Origin of the sequence: Kribbella hippodromi (genome assembly GCF_039531045.1) — a bacterium.
GTDB classification, from domain to species: Bacteria; Actinomycetota; Actinomycetes; order Propionibacteriales; family Kribbellaceae; genus Kribbella; species Kribbella hippodromi.
The window spans coordinates 241,182-261,245 of the sequence record NZ_BAAAPH010000009.1; the positions used below are offsets into that span (position 1 = coordinate 241,182).

Below are 20,064 nucleotides of genomic sequence, written 5' to 3' on the forward strand. Positions count from 1 at the left end.
CGAGCCGCCGGAGCCTGTCAGCGTCGGCACATGAGACGACGCACCTTCCTCACCACAACCGCCGGCGCAGTGGCCGCCGCCATTCCCCTGCAGGCCTCGGCCGCGACCACTGATCTGAAGCTGCGGCTACCGGCTCCGACCGGTCCCTGGCGTGTCGGTACCACCACCCGCGCACTTACCGACACCGACCGCAAGGACCCGTGGAACGGTGCCGCGACCCGAGAGCTCGCACTCACCGTCTTCTACCCAGCATCAGGCGTACGCGGCCACTGTCGCGGTCCCCAACTCGCACCAGCCGGGGCGGAGGTGTTCAAGGGCTTGGACGCCGGACTGCTCCACCCGGAGCTCCCAACCAGTGGAGTGAACTGGGCAGCCACACTGACCCACTCGTACGTAGATGCACCCGCTGCACCCGGCCGCCGGCCCACGCTGCTCTACAGCCCAGGCGGAGCAGACCCACGCACCATCGGCACATCAGTGGCCGAAGACCTGGCCAGTCACGGCTTCATAGTCGTGACAGTCGACCACCCTGGTGAAGCCAGCGAGGTCGTGTTCCCGGACGGGCGGCTGCGGGTCATCGAGATCGCACCGGATGTACAGACGGACCCAGTGCAGTCCCGCATCATGATGGACACGCGCTTCGCGGACCTGCGGTTCGTACTCGACCACCTGTCCGATTTGCACCTACCGATCGACCTCCGCCGGGTGGGTTGCTACGGACACTCAGCCGGCGGTGCGACAGCTGCGGTGGCGCTGGAGCACCCGCTGGTACGAGCGGCGATCAACTTGGAGGGCTACCTGGACACGCTGGACGGTGAGCTCTACCCGATCGCCCAGCACGGTACCGAGAAACCACTGCTGCTAGCAGGTACGGACGGCTTCCGGGATGCACGGTTTGACCGGACCTGGTCTGCTCTGATGGCGCATGGTGGACCAGTGCGCCGTGTACAGCTCTCGCGTGCGAACCACTGGATCTGGACCGACTACGCCGCCTTCGCTCCGCAACTGCAGCACGCCGGCCTGATGACTACGGCCGCCCGCACCAAGCTGGTCGGTACTGCACCACACGCGAGCCACACCGTACGGCGCCTGATCCGCGAGTTCTTTCTGAACCCAAAGGCACCGAAGCTGTACAGCAAGTGACCGTCATTGCCTGGTGGACATCCGGTGCCACACTGGAATTCATCAGGCATGCGGAACTTGCACTGCGGGGGTAGGACGTGAGCCGGACCCGAGTGGCGATAGCGGACGACGACGTACTGCTGCGTGAAGGTCTGGCCAGCCTGTTGGACCGGTCCGGTTTCAGCGTGCTCGGTACGGCAGGCGACGGCCCCGAACTGCTGGAGATGGTCCGCGAACAGGCGCCTGACCTGGTCATCGTCGACATCCGGATGCCACCAGGACATGCCACCGAAGGACTCGACACCGCGGACGTGATCCGCCGCGAGTACCCAGAGACAGCGGTACTACTGCTGTCGGCGCACGTAGAGGTGGAGCATGCCCTGCAACTGATGGGGGCCGGGCATGGTGTGGGGTACCTGCTCAAGAGCCGGGTCACGGATGTCGAGGAGTTCCTGGAGAGTCTGCGCCGTGTTGCACGAGGTGGCTCGGTGGTCGATCCGGCGGTGGTGCAGGAACTGGTCGACACGCAACACCGCAACGACCCGCTGTCCGCACTGAGCGAGCGCGAGCGACAGGTGCTGTCGCTAGTCGCGGAGGGTCGCTCCAACGCCGGTGTGGCTCGCCGCTTGTGGGTTACCGAAGGAACAGTGGAGAAGCACGTCCGTAGCATTCTCACCAAGCTGGACCTCCCGGAGACCGACGACGACCACCGGCGCGTACTGGCCGTGCTGATGTTCCTAGGCGGACGCCAGTGACCGTCAGCTTCGGGGCAAGAGGCGGAGTCTCGCGGCGAGTGGTGACCGCGAGCGGGCTGCTGATGGTGCTCGTCGGATCGGGGTTTGTGGTGCTGCTGATCTCGGTGCAGGGGCTGCGTACCTCGGAGCAGCAGACTCAGCACACCGGAATCGTGCTCGCCAACGCGCATCAGGTGGAGAGCCTGGTGAGCGATCTGGCCACCGGACAGCGTGACTTCGTCATCACCGGCCAGGAGAAGCTCCTGCAGCCGTGGCGCGACGCGGCGGTTCAGCTGCCTGCACAGACGTCGACGCTGGAACGGCTGGTGGCCGACAACCCCGACCAGGTCGCCCAGGCGCACGAGGCCAACCAGCGCATCACGTCGTACCTGCTGGACTACTCGCTGCCTGCGATCGAAGCGGCCCGGCAGGACCCAGACTCGGCGAGGTCCGTGGCGGTGACGGCCGAGGGCACCAACCGGATCGCGGCCATCGGTTCGGTGCTGGACACCTTGATCAGGTCCGAGCAGCAGTTGTCCACGACCCAGCAGCAGAAGACCGACATGATCGCCAACCGGGCAGTGGTGGCAGCGGTGATGGGGCTGGCCGGCACCGTCGTCCTCGTGCTCGGCTTCGCGGTGTACCTGACCCGCGCGATCGTCCGCCCGGTCCGGGTCACGGCCGAGATGGCGAACCGGCTGGCCGCGGGCGACCTCGCCGTCCGGGTCCCCGAGACCGGCGTCGGCGAGATCCGTACGCTGGAGCGGACGTTCAACACGATGGCCGGTTCGCTCGGGGCGGCGAGTGCCGACCTGGCCGCGTCCCGGGCCCGGATCGTCCGGTCGTCCGACGAGACCCGGCGGCGGATCGAACGCGACCTGCACGACGGCATCCAGCAGCGGCTGGTCTCGCTGGCGCTGGACGTCCGCGCGATCCAGGCCGGCAGCCTGAACGGACAGGCCGAGGAACTGGACGACGTCGCCAACGGCCTGACCGCGACCCTCGACGAGGTCCGGGAGCTTGCCCGCGGCATCCATCCCGCGATCCTGTCCCAAGGCGGGATCGGACCGGCCGTGCGGATGCTCGCGCGCCGGTCCAAGGTGCCGGTCGAGGTCCGGATCGACGTCGGCGCCCGGCTCCCGGCACCGATCGAGGCCGCCGCGTACTACGTCGTGTCCGAAGCACTCACCAACACGGCAAAGCACGCCGATGCGTCCGTCGTCCACGTCGTTGTGCGTTTGACGACTGATCGATTGCTGTTGTCCGTACGCGATGACGGGACCGGCGGCGCGGACCCGGCGAAGGGCTCCGGGCTGGTCGGACTCGACGACCGGGTGGCCGCGCTCGGCGGCACGCTGGTGGTCGAAAGCCCTTCCGGACAAGGCACCACGCTGTCCGTCTCGTTGCCGATCGCACTGTAGTACCGCGGGTACTGCAGCAGCAGTACAGGCAGCAGGAATGTACGAGGCGCCAAGCGCTGCGATGCTGGTGCCATGCGGTGCGTGATCGTCGACGACAGCCGCCGCTTCCTGAACGCGGCACGCGGGCTGCTGGTACGCGAAGGCGTGACCGTGGTCGGTACGGCGACCAGTACCGCCGAAGCCACCGACCTGGTCCAGCACCTGCGGCCGGACGTCGTCCTCGTCGACATCGACCTCGGCGGTGAGAGCGGTTTCGAGCTGATCACCAGGTTGTACGCGGCCGGTACGTCGGCGCCGATGATCCTGATCTCCAGTCACGCCGAGCAGGACTACGCGGACCTGATCGCCGCCAGTCCCGCGATCGGTTTCGTCGCCAAGACAAGCCTGTCCGCCGGAGCCATCCGCCGGTTGCTCACCAACGGCTGACCCCGGCGACTGACCCCCAGCCGGCAGCTGATCAGAGAGTCTTGCCGCGCCGGACCACCGCGTCGAACCCGGCCGCCAGCAGCAGTACGGCACCGGTGACGACCCACTCGTAGCCGGACGAGTTCGAACCCTGGATCAGGTCACTCATCCCGTTGATGATCACCGCGACCACCAGGCCACCGAGTACGGCGTCGATCATCCGCCCACGGCCGCCGAACAGCGAGGTACCGCCGATCACCGCGGCACCGACCGCCAGCAGCAGCGTGTTGCCGGCGCCGGCGTTCGACTGCACCGACTGCAGGAGGGACGCCGCGACGAGGCCGGACACGGCCGCCATCCCGGAGCAGATCACGAACACCGAGATCCGGATCCGCGAGACCGCGACCCCACCGCGCCGCGACGCCTCCTCGTTCCCCCCGACGGCATAGACATGCCGCCCGTACCGGGTCCGGCTGAGCACGAAATGCCAGACCACGAACAACACCATCAGCAGGACGACCACCCACGGCTCGCCCTGTGCCTTGCTGCTGAAGAACGCGTTGGTGATCAGGTTCCGGTTCTTCCCCATCTCGTAGGTGAACGCGGCCCCGAGAACAGCCACCCCGAGCACCTTCGAAACGATCACCACGACCGGGGTCGCGGTCAGTCCGTTACGGCGCCGGGCCTGCGCATCACCCAGTTTCACCGCGGCATACCCCAGGACGAACACGCCGAGCAGGGTCCAGCCCAGCCACAACGGCACGAAGCTGTTCTCCAGGTTGATCAGCGGCGACCCGGCCGGCAGGATCACCGAGCCTTGACCACCGACCAGGATCAGGGTCGCCCCCTGGAACGCGAGGAAGGTCGCCAGCGTGATCACGAAGGACGGGATGCCCGCCCTTGACCGCAGCCACCCCATCACGAAGCCGATCGCCAGCCCCGCGGCCAGCGCAGCCAGGATCGCCAGCCACCAGAGCCAGCCGTGCCGCAGCAGCAGCACCGCCATGATCGCCGAGCACAACCCGCCGGTCGTCCCCGCGGACAGGTCGATCTCGCCCAGCAGCAGGACGAAGACCAGGCCCATCGCCATCACGATGATCGGCGCCGCCTGGATCACCAGCGCCTCGAGGTTGTACGCGCTCAGGAAGCCCTGGTGCACGATCGCGAAGAACGCCGTGATCACGATCAGCCCGACCACCGCCGGCGCCGAGCCCAGCTCGCCGCCGCGCAGCCGCGCCACGTACTCCCGGAGGTACTCGGCCAGCGCACTCGGGGCCGGCTGATGCTGGGGTGCCTTCTCGGTCAGGACCGCGTTCACGCCGATGCTCCGATCGACTCGGCCCCCGGCAGACCGAGGTCACCCGACCGGCCGGAGGTGATCAGCTCGACGACCTGCGTCTGGGTCACGTCGGACCGCCGGACCTGGGTGGCCATCCGGCCCAGGAACAGCACTGCGATCGAGTCGGCGACCTGCATCACGTCGTTCATGTTGTGCGACACCAGCACCACCGCCACGCCGCGATCGGCGAGCCGGCGGACCAGTTCCAGCACCTGTTCGGTCTGCGCCACCCCGAGGGCCGCGGTCGGCTCGTCCAGGATCACGATCTTCGAACTCCACAGCACGGACTTGGCGATCGCGACCGTCTGCCGCTGGCCACCGGACAGGCTGGCCACCTTCTGCCGGACCGAACGGACCGTCCGGACCGACAGCGACGTCAGGGTCTCGCGGGCCATCTGCTCCATCGCGTTCTCGTCCAGCGTGTGCAGCCGGCCGACGCGTTCCCGACCGAGGAACATGTTGCCGACGACATCGAGGTTGTCGCACAACGCCAGGTCCTGGTGGACGATCTCGATCCCGAGATGCGCCGCGTCCCGCGGTTCGTGCAGGTGCTGCGCCGTACCGTCGATCAGGACCTCGCCGGTGTCGATCCGGTGGATGCCACCGATGCACTTGACCAGCGTCGACTTGCCCGCCCCGTTGTCCCCGACCAGAGCGGTCACGTCACCGGCCTCGGCGCCGAAGTCCACCGACTTCAGCGCCACGACCGGACCGAACGACTTGCCGATGCCCTGCAGTTCGAGCGTTCTCACGGCGTGTGGATACCGTTCTCGGTGCACAGCTTGCGCAGCGCGGGCGTCGGACACACCGACGCCGCGGTCTCGTACCCGTCCGTCACCGGCAGCGCCACGTTCTTCTTCGTGATCACGGTCGGCGACGCCAGGTACGAAGGAACCTCGCGCCCGGTCGTCGGGTCCTTGATCGTCGCCGGAGCGGTCGGCTTCTGGCCGGACAGGATCTCGCCGGCCAGCTTGATCGCGACGTCCGCCTCACCGGCGACCGGCTTGTAGATCGTGAAGCACTGGGTGCCTTCCATCACGTTGCCCAGACCGCCCGCGGTCGCGTCCTGTCCGGACACCGCCACCTTGCCGGCCAGGTTCTGCGACTTCAGTACGTTGATCACCGACTGCGCCATGGTGTCGTTCGCCACCATCACCGCGCCGAGGGTCGGGTGCTGGCCGAGCATGGTGGTGAACACGGTCTGCGCGGTCGCCGGATCCCAGTTGCCGGTCTGCTCGGCCAGCTTGGTCCAGCCGGTCTGCTTCGACAGCACCGAGTTGTACCCCTGCGCGAACAGGGTGGCGTTGTTGTCGGTCGGCGCGCCGTCGATGTCGACGTACCCGACCGCCGACTTGCCCGTGACCTGCGGACAGGACGTCAGCGCCTTGCCCTGGTCCTCACCGACCTTCACGTTGTCGAACGAGACGTAGTACGCCGCGGACCCACCGGCGGTGAGCCGGTCGTAGTCGATCGTGACCACGTTGTGCTGCTTGGCCAGCGACTCGATCGCCTTGCCGGAGCCGGAGTCGAGGTTCGTCACCAGCAGCACGCCGACACCTTTGTTGATCAGCGCCTGGGCCTGCGACTGCATGGTGGTCGCGCCGCCGTTGGCGTTGTCGATGTAACACGTCAGCTTGTTGTCCGTGCACTGCTTGCGGAGTTCGTTCGGGTCCGCGGACACCCAGCGCGGCGAGGACGCCGTGTCCGGAAGCAGGATGCCGACCTTCGTGTTCGCCGGTGGCGCGCTACTGCCGCCACTCGACGACGAGTTGTTGTTGCTGTTGCCGCAGGCAACAAGACCGGCCAGGAGTGCCAGGGTGGTCCCGGTGAGCGCGACTGCTCTGGATGATGTTCGCATCGGTGCGTCCTTCATGATCGCCGCAGGGTTGTCCTCCCCGCCAGGATGCGTTCCCAGACCCGGTCGCGTCCTCGCAGCAGGCCGCAAAATCCACTGCCCACCAGCGGTACCGGGCCGTACCTGCTAGCAGGGGGTGAGGTCTCCAGACAGCGTTACTGCACCACCGGCCGCCCCGCGCGATGGTGCGGATATGGCCATTTCCGCTGCACAACCCTCCGCACAGCAGAGCCGGCCCGGACTGAAGCGCGACATCGGTTTCGTCGGGCTGATCTGGGCGTCGGAGGGATCGATCATCGGCTCCGGCTGGTTGTTCGGTGCGCAAGGCGCCCTGGCGACCGCAGGACCCGCGGCGATCATCTCGTGGGTCATCGGTGGTGTCGCGATCACCATCCTGGCGCTGACGCACGCCGAGCTGGGCGGGATGTACCCGGTCTCCGGCGGCACCGCGCGCTTCCCGCACTACGCGTTCGGTGGTGCCGCCGGCGCCTCGTTCGGCTGGTTCTCCTGGCTGCAGGCCGCGACCGTGGCGCCGATCGAGGTGCTCGCGATGATCACCTACGGCCAGCACTACTCGTTCGGTCACGGCTGGCTGGTGACGAAGAACGGCCAGCACGTCCTGACCGGGAGCGGCATCGTCGTCGCGGTCGTCCTGATGGCGGCCATCACGGCGATCAACTTCCTCAGCATCCGGTTGCTGGCCCGGACCAACAGTGTGGCGACCTGGTGGAAGGTGGGCATTCCCCTGCTGACCATCTTCGTACTGGCGATCGCCCAGTTCCACGGCAGCAACTTCACCGCGGCCGACGGCTTCAACCCGTACGGGGCCAAGGGCATCCTGGGCGCGGTGTCGACCAGCGGCATCATCTTCGCCCTGCTCGGGTTCGAGCAGGCCGACCAGCTGGCCGGTGAGAGCAGCAACCCGAAACGCGACATCCCGCGGGCGGTGATCGGGTCGATCGTGATCGGCGCGATCATCTACATCCTGCTGCAGGTCGTGTTCCTGGCCGCACTGCCGGCCGACCAGGTCAAGGGCACCTGGGCGACCGCCGCGTTCACCACGCTGACCGGGCCGTTCGCACAGGTCGCGACGCTGGCAAGTCTCGGCTGGCTGGCGACGATCCTCTACCTGGACGCGATCATCTCGCCAGGTGGTACCGGCCTGATCTACATCACGGGCAGTTCGCGGGTCTCGTACGGGCTGAGCCGCAACGGGTACGTACCGTCGGTGTTCGAGCGGACCAACCGCCGCGGCGTACCGTGGGTCGGGCTGATCGCCGCGTTCGTCATCGGCTGCGTCTGCTTCCTGCCGTTCCCGAGCTGGCGGTCGCTGGTCGGGTTGATCACCAGCGCGAGCGTGCTGATGTACGCCGGTGCGCCGTTGTCCCTCGGCGTGTTCCGGAACCGGCTGCCCGCCGCGCACCGCCCGTACCGGCTGCCCGGTGCGACCTGGCTGTCGCCGCTGGCGTTCGTGGTCGCCAACCTGCTGATCCTGTGGTCGGGCTGGGACACCGACTGGAAGCTCGGCATCGCGATCCTGATCGGGTACGTCATCCTGATCGGCAACCGGGTGTTCAAGCTGAACCCGATCACCCCGCAACTCGACCTCCGCGCCGCGCAGTGGCTGCCGGTGTACCTGGTCGGGATGGGCCTGATCGTGTACCTGAGCGACTTCGGGCCACTCAAGCACCCGTGGTTCCCGCTCTGGTGGGACATCCTCGCGGTAGCCGTCTTCAGCCTGATCATCTACTTCTGGGCCATGGCCGTAGCACTCCCGGCCGACCGCATCCAAACGATGATCGACCAGGTCGTCGTCCCCGAGGAAGCCACCCTGCAGCCGTAGGTTGGCCCCTCAGATGGCGGGTTGCCCCCTCGGATTCTCAGGGGGCAACCCGTCATCTGAGGGGCTAGCGTTTCAGAGATCGACCAAGTCCAGCAGTTGGCCGAGTTCTTTCGGGTCGAGGTCGCGCAGTTCGCCGGTGTGGAGGTTGCCGCGGCGTACGGGGCCGATCGCGGTGCGGGTCAGCCGCTTCACCGGGTGGCCGACCGCGTCGAACATCCGGCGTACGATCCGGTTGCGGCCCTCGTGCAAGGACATCTCGATCAACGTACGCCCCGGGACCGTGGAGACGACCTTCACCGTGTCGGCGCGGGCTGGACCGTCTTCCAGGTCGACGCCGTCCAGCAGGCGGCGCAGGGCGGCCGGTTTCACGTTGCCGTCCACCTCGGCGACGTACGTTTTGGACACCTCGTACGACGGGTGCGCCAGGCGGTGCGCGAACTCACCGTGATTGGTGAGCAGCAACAACCCTTCCGTATCGGTGTCCAGCCGGCCGATGTGGAACAGCCGCTCCGGGCGATCCTGTACATAGTCGGTGATGCACGGGCGTCCTTGCGGATCGGACATCGTGGTGACGACACCACGTGGTTTGTTGAGTACCAGGTAAACGTTCGCACTGACCGGCGGAATCCGCTCCCCGTCGACCCGGATCACCGCAACCTCAGGATCGACCCGCACCCCGAACTCGGTCACCACCCGCCCGTCGACCTCGACGCGCCCTTCCTCGATCAGCAACTCCGCATTCCGCCGCGAAGCCACCCCCGCCCGAGCCAGCACCTTCTGCAACCGAACCCCGTCACCCGAACCACGCGCCTCATCCCCCATCCCGCACCCCATCCACCCGCCCAGCCGACTCGATCAAATCCCCATCAACCCCGGCAGTACGCCCCGCGCTGTGCTCGTCCTCCGCGACGCTCACCGCATCCCCAACCTCACCACCGGTCGGCTCCCCAGCAACCAGATCCCCGTCGATCCCGCGGTCGCTCACACCAGCGTCCGGCTCGGCATCGGGTCCGTCCTCACCGGCGATCTCGTCCTCGGCAACATCATCCGCGCCGTCACCGCGTACGCAATCCGCGCCCTCGTCCGCGAGCCCACCGCCGGCCGCGGCGTCATCGCCTTCACCGACGCCATCGCCGTCAGAACCAGCGCCCTGGGGGACATCCCCTCCCCCTTCACCAGCTGCATCACCCGCTGCTTCACCGGCCGGATCACCGAGTGCGTCATCAGGGGTCTCGTCGGAACCTTCAGCCGAAGGGCTCTCGGAGGTGAGCGTCGGTTGTTCGCCAGTCTGGTCCGGCTCGGTCTGATCGGACTCGACGTCCGCAGGTGCTTCAGGCAGTGCTTGGGCGGCCAGTTCTTCTTCTATGTCGTCCATTTCGGGCAGATACGGAGCGAGTTCCGGAAGGTCGTCGAGGGACTGCATTCCCATCCGTTCCAGGAAGTACGTGCTGGTGCGGTACAACGTCGCCTGGGATTCGGTATCAGCACCGGCTTCTTCGACCAGACCGCGGGCGACGAGCGTACGCATCACCCCGTCGACGTTCACGCCCCGGATCGCCGAGACCCGCGCGCGGCTGACCGGCTGCTTGTACGCGACCACCGCGAGCGTCTCCAGCGCCGCCTGGGTCAGCCGCGCCTGCTGCCCGTCGAGGACAAAGCGTTCGACGTACGCCGCGGCTTCGGCGCGGGTGTAGTACCGCCAGCCACCGCCCACCTCACGCAGGTCAAACCCACGCCCCTGCTCGGTGTACTCAGCCGACAACCCCGCCAGCGCCTCCGCCACATCCCCCACCGGCCGCCCCACCGCCCGCGCCAACGTCAACACCGGCAACGGCTCATCCGTAACCATCAAAATAGCTTCAAGCGCCCGCCGCATCGTCCCGTCATCAACAACCCCCTCATCCCCCACCACCAGAGCAGTCTGCCCCTCCCCCTCCACAACAGCCGCCCCCTCAACCTCATCCCCCGCGCCCGTGTCGGGCGCTTCAGCCAGGTCGTCGGTGCCTGCGTCGCTTGCTCCGGTGGTGTCAGCGGAGGTGTTCGGCGAGTCCCCGGTCACCCCATCGCCAGACAACTCACCCGCCTCGTCCGTCGCGCCGCTTGCCGACGGAGCTATCTCGCCGGGCGCGGCGCTCGCCGACAGAACTGTCTCGTCCGGGGTGGTTGACGACGTGTCCGTCGCGTCGGAGGTGGCGGTCGGCGCGGCTGCCTCGTCGGGGGCGGTTGACGACGTGTGTGTCGCGTCGGGGGTGGTGGTTGGCGCGGCTGTCTCGTCCGGGGCGGCGGGTGTGGGGGTGGGGTCGGGGTTGGTCACTGGTCCGCCGTCTCGGAGTTGGCTGGGTCGGTGGTGGATGGGCCGGGGCTGGATGGGCCGGGGGTGGATGCGGTGAAGTCCGCTGCAGTGACGTTTGCCGCAGCGGCGCCTGCTCGGAGTTCGTCTGCACGGCCGGCGCCTGCTGAGGGATCGTCTGCACGGCCGGCGTCTGCTCGGGGTTCGTCTGTTCGGCTGCTGTGTGCCGCCGAGCCTTCTGGCGGGGAATCGTCTTCGGGGGCGGTGTGGCTTTCGCCTGGTTCCAGGAAGTCTTGGTCGTCGGAGACCTGGGGGGCTTCGCCGGACTCGTCAGCCGGTTTGAGGAGTTCGTCGAACTCGTCGCTGACCGCGATCGCCCCTTCGTCGGTGCCGGTCCAGCGGATGGTCAGCTCGCCCAGCGGCGTCACCTGGTCGAACGTCACAGCCGCCTCGCGAAACAGCTCGAGCAGCGCCAAGAACCGGCAAACAGTAGTGACAGTGTCAGGTGAATCAGCGACAAGGGACCGGAAGGTCGCGCTGCGCTGCCGGCGGAGGCGGTCGACAATCACCTCGGCCTGTTCGCGGACCGTGACGGCCGGCGCGTGCAGGTGCGCCAGCGACACCCCCGGGGGTACGTCGTTCCTGGGCGCCATCGCCTTCGCGGCCAGCGCCGCCAACTCGGCCGGATCGATCCCGAGCAGCACCTCCGGCAACAGCTCCGCGAACCGCGGCTCGACGCCGACCGCCCGCGGGAACCGCCGCGACTCGTGCTCCATCCGGTCCTTGACCAGCGCCGCGATCTGCTTGAACGCCCGGTACTGCAGCAGCCGCGCGAACAGCAGGTCGCGCGCCTCCAGCAACGCCAGGTCCTCGTCGTCCTCGACCTCGCCCTTGGGCAGCAACCGCGCCGCCTTCAGGTCGAGCAGCGTGGCCGCGATCAGCAGGAACTCCGACGTCTGGTCGAGGTCCCACTCGGAGCCGAGCGCCTTGATGTGCGCGATGAAGTCGTCGGTGATGACCGACAGCGCGATCTCGGTGATGTCCAGCTTGTGCTTGCTGATCAGCTGCAGCAGCAGGTCGAACGGACCCTCGAAGTTGACCAGATGGACACTGAACCCCTTGCCCTCGGCAACTGCCGGGAGCTCCTCGGCGCCGGCGGGCGGGTCCGAGGACACCGTCACTCCGACGCCTTCAGCCGCCGTACCAGCACCGAGTCCGGTCCGTGGTCGACGAAGTCGGCGAGCAGCACGTCGATCGCCTCCCGGACGATCCGGCCCCGGTCGGCGTTCAGGCCGTGCTCCTCGCGGAGCGCGAGTCTGGTCTTCTCCAAACCGATCAGCTCTTCTTCGGTCACGTACACGGTGATCTTCGTGTCGTGCCGAATTCGACCACTTGACTTACGTTCGTCGACGACGGCCGTACGGGACCGGACGGTGGTCGCCGGCCCGTCAGTGGTGGTGCGCTTCTCGGGTTGGGTCTGCTTCGGTGCCGCACCCCCGAAGAGTTCACTGGCACCTGGCAGGCTCACCCGGCGGGACAACGCGCCAGCACCTCCTTGGCGAGATCGCGGTACTGGGAGGCCGCGCTCGATGACGGGGCGTACGTGGTGATCGGTTCGCCGACGACAGTCGTCTCGGGGAATTTCACGGTACGCCGGATGACGGTGTGGAAGACGCGTTCGTCGAAGGCCTGGACCACCCGGTCCAGTACCTCCCGGGCGTGCGTCGTACGCCCGTCGAACATGGTGCCGAGGATGCCGACGATCTCCAGCTTCGGGTTCAGCCGGTCCTGGACCTTGGCGATCGTGTCGGTCAGCATCGCCAGCCCGCGGAGCGCGAAGAACTCACACTCCAGCGGTACCACGATGCCGTTCGACGCGGTCAGCGCGTTCACCGTGAGCAGACCGAGCGACGGGGCGCAGTCGATCAGGATCACGTCGTAGAGCGGGATGATCGGGTCCAGGACGCGCTGCAGCGTGTACTCGCGGGCGACCTCCTGGACCAGTTGCACTTCGGCGGCGGACAGGTCGATGTTGGCCGGCAGCAGGTCGAGGTTCTCCACCCGGGTCGGCTGGATCACCTCGTCGGCGGTGATGTCGCGCTGCATCAGCAGGTTGTACACCGACAGCTCGAGGTCGTGCGGCTGGACGCCGAGGCCGATCGACGCGGACCCCTGCGGGTCGAAGTCGATCAGCAGCACCTTGCGACCGGTCTCGGCGATCGCCGCGCCGAGGTTGATCGTCGTGGTGGTCTTGCCGACGCCGCCCTTCTGGTTGCACATCGCGATGACCTGCGCCGGTCCGGTCTTGGTCGGCGGCAACGGTTCCGGTAGGTCCGGCAGCGGCCGGCCGGTCGGTCCGATCTTGTGACGCGGACCGTTGGGGTCGTTCACGGGTGCGAGGTCCTCCGCGGTGAGCTTGGCCGTCGGCTTCGGCATCTCCGCATAGTTGTCGGGCAGGGCCCGGGCCGGCGGCTGGGCCGGTCGTTCCGGGCTGATCCCTGGGTTGCTGGTCGGGCTGGGTGGCGCGCTGATCGGCTGGACCTGCTCCGGGGCGGAAAACTGCTCCGGCAGGCGGCCCATCTCGTTCTCGGTGCCCGGGAATGTCGACTCGTTCATGACTCGTCAAACCTTTCAACCGATACGGGCGATCCCAGCGACTGTAAGCGTGCATTCAAGCACTCTCAACCAGCCACTCCGCACCGGGGTCGGGTGGTTTGTCGACAAAGCTCCGAACGAGGCCGCTCACCCTCCCGGAGTAACCAACCGTCACCAGATAATCGCACACCGTCCCCAACCCCCAGCACGGGGGTCCACCCTCAGCAGCTCGACAGTACGTATACGCCCACTACGGGCAGCCACCCGCCCGCCTGAGCGTGCGGGTGTGCGCGCCGGACCCACACCTCCTGTCGAGCTGCCGCTGAATCATTGGCCGGGCCGCTCGGGTTGTCTTGGTGCGTCAGGCTCCGCGGGGGCCTGGGGTGGAGCCGGGGCGCTCCCCGGGCCGCGTACCCGGCTGCCGGGCCGCCGGCCGCGCCGGGGTTCCCGGCGCCGACGTTCCCGGTGCCGGTTGGGTGTTCGCCGCCGGGCGGCCGGTTGGCTGGGTGGTGCCGGGGACGAAGGCGGCTTTGACTGCCGCGTCGAGGGCGGGATCCTGCCCAGTCGGCACCGCCTGCTCCGGTGCTGCCTGCTCCGGTGCTGTCGGCTCCAGTCCGGTCGGCTCCGGTGCTGTCTGGGCTGGGGTGGGCTGGGTTGTGGGCTCGGGTTGGGTGGGTGGTTCGGGGAGGTGGATGTGCCATTCTTCGGCTCGGGTGGTGGCTGCGGTGGCTATTTCGGCGCCTACCTGGTGTGGGGAAAGGGTTGCTGGTTCGTCGGGGTAGCCGTAGTGCTCCATGAACGTGTCCAGCATCCGGTAGCGGACCTGTGCGGTCGCGCGGGCCCGCTCCCGTTCGCCGACTTGTTCCAGGGCGGCGTCGGGGACCAGTAGCTGACGGGCGACCGTCCACTGGTCGTCTTCTTGCCCCAAGCTCAGGTCGCCGGCCGCACAGAGCCGGTCCAGCACCTCGTCGTGCGGACGCCCGGTCCGCTCGCTGATCGCCTGGGCCAGCCCGTCAGCCATCTCACCCTGGAACCCGTACGGCAGCTGGTCCTCGTCACCCGGCTCCATCGGCCGGCCAAGCGCGGCCGTGACCTCAGGCAGCCGTTGCCGGACCCACGCCCGCGCTACACCGTCCCCCAACGTTCGACGCGCTGACGGCGAGTTGGTACGCGGCTCGTAGTTCTCGTCCCCGGCCGCCTCCAGCAGAGCACTCCCGACACCGGCAACGAACTCCCGACGGTCACCACCCTGCTCAGCTTGAGTCAGCCACTCACCGACCTGCTCTTCCGTCGGCATCCGGTCCGGTATCAGCCCTCGCAGTACCGCGCGCGCCTCGGCGACCTGTGCCGCCCGCTGCACTTCCTTGGCCCGTGGTGCCTCCACCGCAACAGCCACCGGATCAGCAACATCAACAGCGATCGCGAACACCCGCTCCGCATCAGCTCGCGCCTGCTGCAGCTGCTGCACCCGGGTACCAACCCCAGGCGAAACAGCCCGAAGCTCCGGACCAACAGCGTCAACGAACCGTCGCCTAGCGCTCTGGTACTCACGATGTGCCTCCCCGACATGCTGACGTACGTCGTCCAGCATCAGGTCGGCCATCCGGACAGCCAGGCGGTCGTCCGCGTCCCGAACGACGGAGCGGACCTCCCGCCAGTCTCGGCCGCTGTAGTCAGCCAAGCGGTTGGTCAGGACGTCGATGAACTCCCGGGGCATGGTCGGCACCCACCGAGTATTTCCGGCCGCAGGGGTCAGAGCGCCCGCGGATGCGACGTTGCGTACACCTCCCGCAGCTTGTCGACAGTGACCAGCGTGTACACCTGTGTGGTCGTCACCGATGCATGCCCAAGCAGCTCCTGCACCACCCGGACATCAGCACCGCCGTCGAGCAGGTGCGTCGCGTACGAGTGACGCAGCGTGTGCGGAGAGATCTCTTTCGCGATCCCTGCTCGCCCGGCCGCCCTGCGCAACACAGTCCATGCACTCTGCCGCGACAACCGCCCACCGCGCGCATTGAGGAACAGGGCAGCCGTCCCGCGCCCGCGCGACACCAGATCAGGCCGGCCACGGACCTGGTACGCCGACAACGCCTCCCGCGCGTACGAACCGACGGGTACGACCCGCTCTTTGCTGCCCTTGCCGCGCAGGAGCACCGCCCCGGCGTCCAGATCGATGTCGTCGACGTCCAGCCCGACCGCTTCGGAGATTCGCGCACCGGTGCCGTACAGGAACTCCAGCAGGGCCGCGTCGCGGGTGGCGAGCACAGCGGGCTCTGACTCGGCACCAGCGGCCGCTGCGAGGATTCGCGTGACCTCATCGACCGAGAGGGCCTTGGGCAGTCGCTGCGGCGGCGTAGGGGGCTTCACGGCCGCGGCAGGGTCCACCGCGGTCAGCCCTTCGCGGACGCAGAACTTGTGGAATCCACGCACCGCGACCACTGTCCGCCCAGCGCTGGACGCGGTCAGTGGCGGGTGGTCCGCGTCGCCCTCCCGCAGCCGCATCAGGAAGTCGCTGATGACCGCCTCGGTGATCGGACCGAGCTCGTCGATCCCCACTTCACGGAGGAAGCCGGTGTACCGGCGCAGGTCGCGCCGGTACGACGCCAGCGTGTTGGCGGCCAGGCCGCGTTCCACCGTCAGGTGGTCAAGGTAAGCGCCAACCGCACGGGCGATGCTCAGACCAGCACCTCGTCCAGCTTCAGCTGCGACAGGTCGTGCGCCTCGGCGACCGGACCGTACGTGACGTGGCCGTCGAACGTGTTCAGCCCGAGCGCCAGGCTGTGGTCCTGCTTCAGCGCCTCCCGCCAGCCCAGGTTCGCCAGCTCGATCGCGTACGGCAGCGTCACGTTGGTGAGCGCGTACGTGGACGTGTTCGGCACCGCGCCGGGCATGTTCGCGACGCAGTAGAACAGCGAGTTGTGCACCGCGTACACGGGGTCGGCGTGTGTGGTCGGGCGTGAGTCCTCGAAGCAGCCGCCCTGGTCGATCGCGATGTCGACCAGCACACTGCCCGGCTTCATCCGGCGGACCATGTCGTTGGTGACCAGCTTCGGCGCCTTCGCCCCGACCACCAGCACGGCGCCGATGACCAGATCCGCTTCCAGTACGGCGCGCTCGATCTCGTACGCGTTCGAGGCGATCGTCAGCAGGTGACCCTGGTAGATCTGGTCGGCGAGCCGGAGCCGGGCGATGTTGCGGTCGAACAGCTGCACCTGCGCCTGCATCCCGAGCGCGATGGCGGCCGCGTTCATCCCGGACACGCCGGCGCCAAGAATGACCACGCGAGCCGGGTGTACGCCGGAGACACCGCCGAGCAGCACGCCACGGCCGCCGCCCTGCGCCATCAGGTGGTACGCACCGGACTGCGGTGCCAGCCGGCCGGCCACCTCACTCATCGGCGCGAGCAACGGAAGCGAACCGTCCGGAAGCTGCACGGTCTCGTAGGCGATGCCGGTGATTCCGGAGCGCAGCAGCGCGTCGGTGCAGTCCCGGCTTGCGGCCAGGTGCAGGTACGTGAACAGGACCTGGTCCTTGCGCATCCGGTGGTACTCCTCCGCCACCGGCTCCTTCACCTTCAGCACCAGTTCCGCGTCCGCCCAGACGTCATCCGCGTCCGGCACGATCCGCGCCCCCGCGGCGACGAACTCCTGGTCCGGGATCAGCGAGCCGGCACCGGCCCCCTGCTCGATCAGAACCTCGTGCCCGGTCCGCACGAACTCGTGCACGCCGGACGGGGTGATCGCCACCCGGTACTCGTGGTTCTTGACTTCCTTCGGAACTCCGACCTTCACAACTCGCCCTTCTTTCCCGATCCAGGTGTGCGGCTCACGTCGTTGTGTCCGCGGCCCGGCGCTCGAGGGGTGGTTGCCAGGTCGTTGCCGAGTGTATGCCCGAAGAGGCCATACCACCCGGCCGGATGGTCTGATCGAAAGACCCGCTGACAGCGCAGGAATCCTTGCCGCGCGGGCCGTCCGATTTCGGGCCAGGTTCTTGACCGCTTTCGGGCCAAGTTCTTGACCGGAGAGAGCCGCGCTGAATAACCTGTTCAAAAGCGGTGATTAAAACGTTTCAAAACGCTCTCCTGTGCATCACTGGACAAAAACTGCCCATGCCCGGTCGGCAGCCGGAGCACCTTCAGAGAAGGGATTCGCCATGCGCATCACGAGGTTGAGAGCGGTATCCGGAGCGCTCGCGCTCGCCCTGGGGGCCGTCGGGCTGGCCGGCTGCGGCGGCGCGAAGGACGCCAAGTCCGGTGCCGCGGGCAAACTCGTCTACTGGTCGATGTGGACCGAGGGCGAGGGCCAGCAGAAGGCGATCAAGGCGGCACTCGACAGCTTCAGCGCCGAAACCGGCATCCAGGTCGACGCGCAGTGGGTCGGCCGTGAAGTCGGCAAGCAGGTGATACCGCGGCTGACCGCGGGCAACCCACCGGACCTGGTGGACGGTGGCACCGACCTGCTGACTTCCTACGGCAGTGCGAATCTGCAGAACCTGACCGACGTCTACAAGTCCGAAATCCCGGGCGAGAACATCACCGTCGGCGACTCCCTGATCAAGCCGATGCTGAAAGAGGTCTCCGGGACGGACGGCCCGCGGCTGGCGCCGTACAGCCTGGTCGGGTCGTCGGTTTGGTACAACCAGAAGGTCACGCCCGAGCTCAGCCTGCATCCACCGAAGACCTGGGCCGAGTTCATCAAAGCTCTCGACAAGCTGAAGGCGGCCGGGCGTACGCCGGTGGCGCTCGACGGTGACATCGCCGACTACGACGCGTACTGGGTGCTGTGGGCCCTGATGCGGACCGGCGGCCCGGGCACGATCGCCAACGCCGCCAAGGACCCGTCCGGCCAAGGCTTCGAAACTCCCGCGTGGAAGCGTGGGACTGAAGCGATTCAACAGCTGATCAAGGGCGGATACTTCCCACCCGGCTTCAACGGTACGAAGTTCCCGACGCAGCAGAGCGCCTGGGCCGATCAGACCAGCAAGACCGATCTGATCCTGATGGGCAGCTGGCTGCCGACAGAAGCGACGACGTCGCTGACCTCGCAGCACAAGGACGTGCGCAAGCTGATCGAGTTCCGGTCCTTCCCGTTTCCGGCCATCTCGGATCAGGACAAGGGCACCGGCGTGGTCGATGCCGGGCCGATCGGTTTCGCCGTACCGCAGAAGGCTCTGCACAAGGAGGCGGCGGACAAGTTCATCGCGTACTTCCTGGCGAAGAAGCAGCTCTCCCGGATCGCCACCGTCGCGAAGAGCATGCCGGCCCGGACCGACGTCACCCCGCCACCGGACCTGGCCGGCTACGCCAAGGAGTTCGCGAACGCCACGGCCTTCTTCGGCACCAACGACGGGTTGTACAACACGATGCCGAAATGGGTCACCGACGTCTGGCAGCCGGCCGTCGTCGCCTTCTTCGAGGGCAAGACCGACGCGGCCGGCTTCCGGGCGGACCTCGCGAAGCGAACCGCCGACTACCACAAGAACAACTAGAAGGATCGCGGCCTGATGAGTCGAGTGATGGCGAGTCCCGCGGGATTGGCCCCGCGGGCGCGAGTCCGGTCCGGCGGTTCGCCCGCCGAGCAGGGGCGCCGGAAGATCTACTGGCCCTTCATCACCCCCGCCTTGCTGTTCTATGTCGGCTTCTTCGTAGTGCCGGCGCTGTACGGGGTCTGGGTGAGCTTCGTGAAGTGGCGCGGGATGGGTGATCCGCAGGTCTTCGTCGGGTTCGGGAACTACCGGCGGATGTGGCGCGACGAGAGCTTCCGGATGGCGTTCACCAACACGATCACCATCCTGATCGTCTGTGGTGTCGGCGTCTTCGCCTGTTCCTTCCTGATCTCCTCGATCCTGCGGGAGCTGAAGCTCGGCCCGGTGCTGCGGACGATCATGTTCGTGCCGCACCTGCTGTCGCCGATTGCCGTCGGCATCGGTTTGGGGCTGCTGCTGTCGCCGGACGGATTGCTGAACGCGACGTTGCGGCTGGCCGGCCTCGGATCGGCTGCCCAGCTCTGGCTGACCCCGGACTGGATCTTCAAGATGATCCTGATCGCCACGATCTGGGGATCGACCGGGTACTACGTGATGCTGATGGCGTCGGCCATCGGCCGGATTCCCGGCTACTACTACGAGCAGGCGGCGCTCGACGGCGCCGGCCGGTTCCGGGCCTTCCTGCACGTCACCCTGCCGCTCACCTGGGACCTGGTGTCGGTCACCGCGGTGCTCTGGATGATCAGCGCGATCCGCATCTTCGAGTTCGTCTACGGTCTCGTCGGCACCGGTGCGAATCCCCCACCACAGGCGCGCACGATGACCATCGAGGTGTTCCTGACGACCACCGGAGGCGCGCCGGCGCAGTACGACATGGGGCTCGGTTCCGCAATGGCCGTGGTGATGGTCCTGATGACGCTTGTCCTGGTGGTGGCCGTCCGGCGCTTCATGCGTCGCGAAGCCTTGGAGTTCTGAG

Annotated in this window: 18 protein-coding genes; 7 read left to right on the top strand and 11 right to left on the bottom strand. The window is 67.7% G+C overall.

All coding sequences use genetic code 11. From position 1 onward, the window contains the following. Positions 1-30: 30 nt before the first annotated feature. The 4 genes from ABD260_RS16595 (at position 31) to ABD260_RS16610 (ending at position 3,703) form a co-directional block, all read left to right on the top strand. The gene (locus ABD260_RS16595; RefSeq protein ID WP_344234441.1) at positions 31-1,143 is read left to right on the top strand and encodes an alpha/beta hydrolase; all 1,113 of its coding nucleotides are present in this window, start codon (positions 31-33) and stop codon (positions 1,141-1,143) included. A 77-nt stretch (positions 1,144-1,220) separates the two neighbouring features. After that, positions 1,221-1,877: a response regulator gene (locus ABD260_RS16600; RefSeq protein ID WP_344234442.1), complete on the top strand. Its 657-nt coding sequence runs from the start codon at positions 1,221-1,223 to the stop codon at positions 1,875-1,877. A 38-nt stretch (positions 1,878-1,915) separates the two neighbouring features. Continuing rightward, positions 1,916-3,277, top strand: coding sequence for a sensor histidine kinase (locus ABD260_RS16605; protein WP_344234443.1), 1,362 nt, complete (start codon positions 1,916-1,918; stop codon positions 3,275-3,277). 72 nt (positions 3,278-3,349) lie between these two features. Next, complete coding sequence (locus ABD260_RS16610) at positions 3,350-3,703, top strand: response regulator transcription factor (RefSeq protein ID WP_344234444.1); 354 nt, start codon at positions 3,350-3,352, stop codon at positions 3,701-3,703. A 31-nt stretch (positions 3,704-3,734) separates the two neighbouring features. Here the strand turns inward: ABD260_RS16610 and ABD260_RS16615 are convergent, their stop codons facing one another. From ABD260_RS16615 to ABD260_RS16625, 3 genes are read right to left on the bottom strand one after another with little or no spacing between them, the layout of a single operon-like run. Next, on the bottom strand, positions 3,735-5,000 hold the full coding sequence (locus ABD260_RS16615; RefSeq protein WP_344234445.1) for a sugar ABC transporter permease: 1,266 nt from the start codon (positions 4,998-5,000) through the stop codon (positions 3,735-3,737). After that, on the bottom strand, positions 4,997-5,773 hold the full coding sequence (locus ABD260_RS16620; RefSeq protein ID WP_344234446.1) for an ATP-binding cassette domain-containing protein: 777 nt from the start codon (positions 5,771-5,773) through the stop codon (positions 4,997-4,999). Before ABD260_RS16620 ends, ABD260_RS16615 begins: the two co-directional genes overlap by 4 nt. Beyond that, positions 5,770-6,879: a sugar ABC transporter substrate-binding protein gene (locus tag ABD260_RS16625; protein WP_344234447.1), complete on the bottom strand. Its 1,110-nt coding sequence runs from the start codon at positions 6,877-6,879 to the stop codon at positions 5,770-5,772. The genes ABD260_RS16620 and ABD260_RS16625 overlap by 4 nt, the downstream gene beginning before the upstream one ends. A gap of 190 nt (positions 6,880-7,069) precedes the next feature. Here ABD260_RS16625 and ABD260_RS16630 point away from each other — a divergent pair, with 190 nt between their 5' ends. Beyond that, entirely contained in the window at positions 7,070-8,719 is a 1,650-nt protein-coding gene (locus ABD260_RS16630; protein WP_344234448.1) for an APC family permease, read from the top strand. A 72-nt stretch (positions 8,720-8,791) separates the two neighbouring features. Here the strand turns inward: ABD260_RS16630 and ABD260_RS16635 are convergent, their stop codons facing one another. The 8 genes from ABD260_RS16635 to ald form a co-directional block, all read right to left on the bottom strand. Further along, positions 8,792-9,541: a pseudouridine synthase gene (locus ABD260_RS16635; RefSeq protein WP_344234449.1), complete on the bottom strand. Its 750-nt coding sequence runs from the start codon at positions 9,539-9,541 to the stop codon at positions 8,792-8,794. Next, on the bottom strand, positions 9,531-11,033 hold the full coding sequence (scpB, locus tag ABD260_RS16640) for an SMC-Scp complex subunit ScpB (protein WP_344234450.1): 1,503 nt from the start codon (positions 11,031-11,033) through the stop codon (positions 9,531-9,533). Before scpB ends, ABD260_RS16635 begins: the two co-directional genes overlap by 11 nt. Continuing rightward, positions 11,030-12,184 (bottom strand): segregation and condensation protein A, encoded by a 1,155-nt coding sequence (locus tag ABD260_RS16645; RefSeq protein WP_344234451.1) that lies wholly within the window; start codon positions 12,182-12,184, stop codon positions 11,030-11,032. Before ABD260_RS16645 ends, scpB begins: the two co-directional genes overlap by 4 nt. 2 nt (positions 12,185-12,186) lie before the next feature. Further along, positions 12,187-12,549, bottom strand: coding sequence for a hypothetical protein (locus ABD260_RS16650; RefSeq protein WP_344234452.1), 363 nt, complete (start codon positions 12,547-12,549; stop codon positions 12,187-12,189). Further along, positions 12,534-13,625: a ParA family protein gene (locus tag ABD260_RS16655; RefSeq protein ID WP_344234453.1), complete on the bottom strand. Its 1,092-nt coding sequence runs from the start codon at positions 13,623-13,625 to the stop codon at positions 12,534-12,536. The genes ABD260_RS16650 and ABD260_RS16655 overlap by 16 nt, the downstream gene beginning before the upstream one ends. A gap of 340 nt (positions 13,626-13,965) precedes the next feature. Continuing rightward, the gene (locus ABD260_RS16660) at positions 13,966-15,330 is read right to left on the bottom strand and encodes a hypothetical protein (protein WP_344234454.1); all 1,365 of its coding nucleotides are present in this window, start codon (positions 15,328-15,330) and stop codon (positions 13,966-13,968) included. 26 nt (positions 15,331-15,356) lie between these two features. Next, positions 15,357-16,283, bottom strand: a complete 927-nt coding sequence (gene xerD, locus ABD260_RS16665; protein ID WP_344234486.1) for a site-specific tyrosine recombinase XerD — start codon at positions 16,281-16,283, stop codon at positions 15,357-15,359. Beyond that, complete coding sequence (gene ald, locus ABD260_RS16670) at positions 16,280-17,395, bottom strand: alanine dehydrogenase (protein ID WP_344234455.1); 1,116 nt, start codon at positions 17,393-17,395, stop codon at positions 16,280-16,282. The genes xerD and ald overlap by 4 nt, the downstream gene beginning before the upstream one ends. Before the next feature lie 361 nt (positions 17,396-17,756). Here ald and ABD260_RS16675 point away from each other — a divergent pair, with 361 nt between their 5' ends. After that, a complete protein-coding gene (locus ABD260_RS16675) occupies positions 17,757-19,091 on the top strand; it encodes an ABC transporter substrate-binding protein (protein WP_344234456.1) in 1,335 nt (444 codons plus the stop codon). Positions 19,092-19,106: 15 nt separating this feature from the next. Then, positions 19,107-20,063, top strand: coding sequence for a carbohydrate ABC transporter permease (locus tag ABD260_RS16680; RefSeq protein WP_344234457.1), 957 nt, complete (start codon positions 19,107-19,109; stop codon positions 20,061-20,063). The last annotated feature ends 1 nt before the right edge of the window (position 20,064 follow it).

Excerpts from the sequence above, each read along its gene's own strand:
- ABD260_RS16595 (WP_344234441.1), top strand. The coding sequence starts at position 31 with ATGAGACGACGCACCTTCCTCACCACAACCGCCGGCGCAGTGGCCGCC.
- ABD260_RS16610 (WP_344234444.1), top strand. The coding sequence starts at position 3,350 with ATGCGGTGCGTGATCGTCGACGACAGCCGCCGCTTCCTGAACGCGGCA.
- ABD260_RS16625 (WP_344234447.1), bottom strand. The coding sequence starts at position 6,879 with ATGCGAACATCATCCAGAGCAGTCGCGCTCACCGGGACCACCCTGGCA.
- ABD260_RS16630 (WP_344234448.1), top strand. The coding sequence starts at position 7,070 with ATGGCCATTTCCGCTGCACAACCCTCCGCACAGCAGAGCCGGCCCGGA.
- ABD260_RS16635 (WP_344234449.1), bottom strand. The coding sequence starts at position 9,541 with ATGGGGGATGAGGCGCGTGGTTCGGGTGACGGGGTTCGGTTGCAGAAG.
- ABD260_RS16655 (WP_344234453.1), bottom strand. The coding sequence starts at position 13,625 with ATGAACGAGTCGACATTCCCGGGCACCGAGAACGAGATGGGCCGCCTG.
- ABD260_RS16675 (WP_344234456.1), top strand. The coding sequence starts at position 17,757 with ATGCGCATCACGAGGTTGAGAGCGGTATCCGGAGCGCTCGCGCTCGCC.
- ABD260_RS16680 (WP_344234457.1), top strand. The coding sequence starts at position 19,107 with ATGAGTCGAGTGATGGCGAGTCCCGCGGGATTGGCCCCGCGGGCGCGA.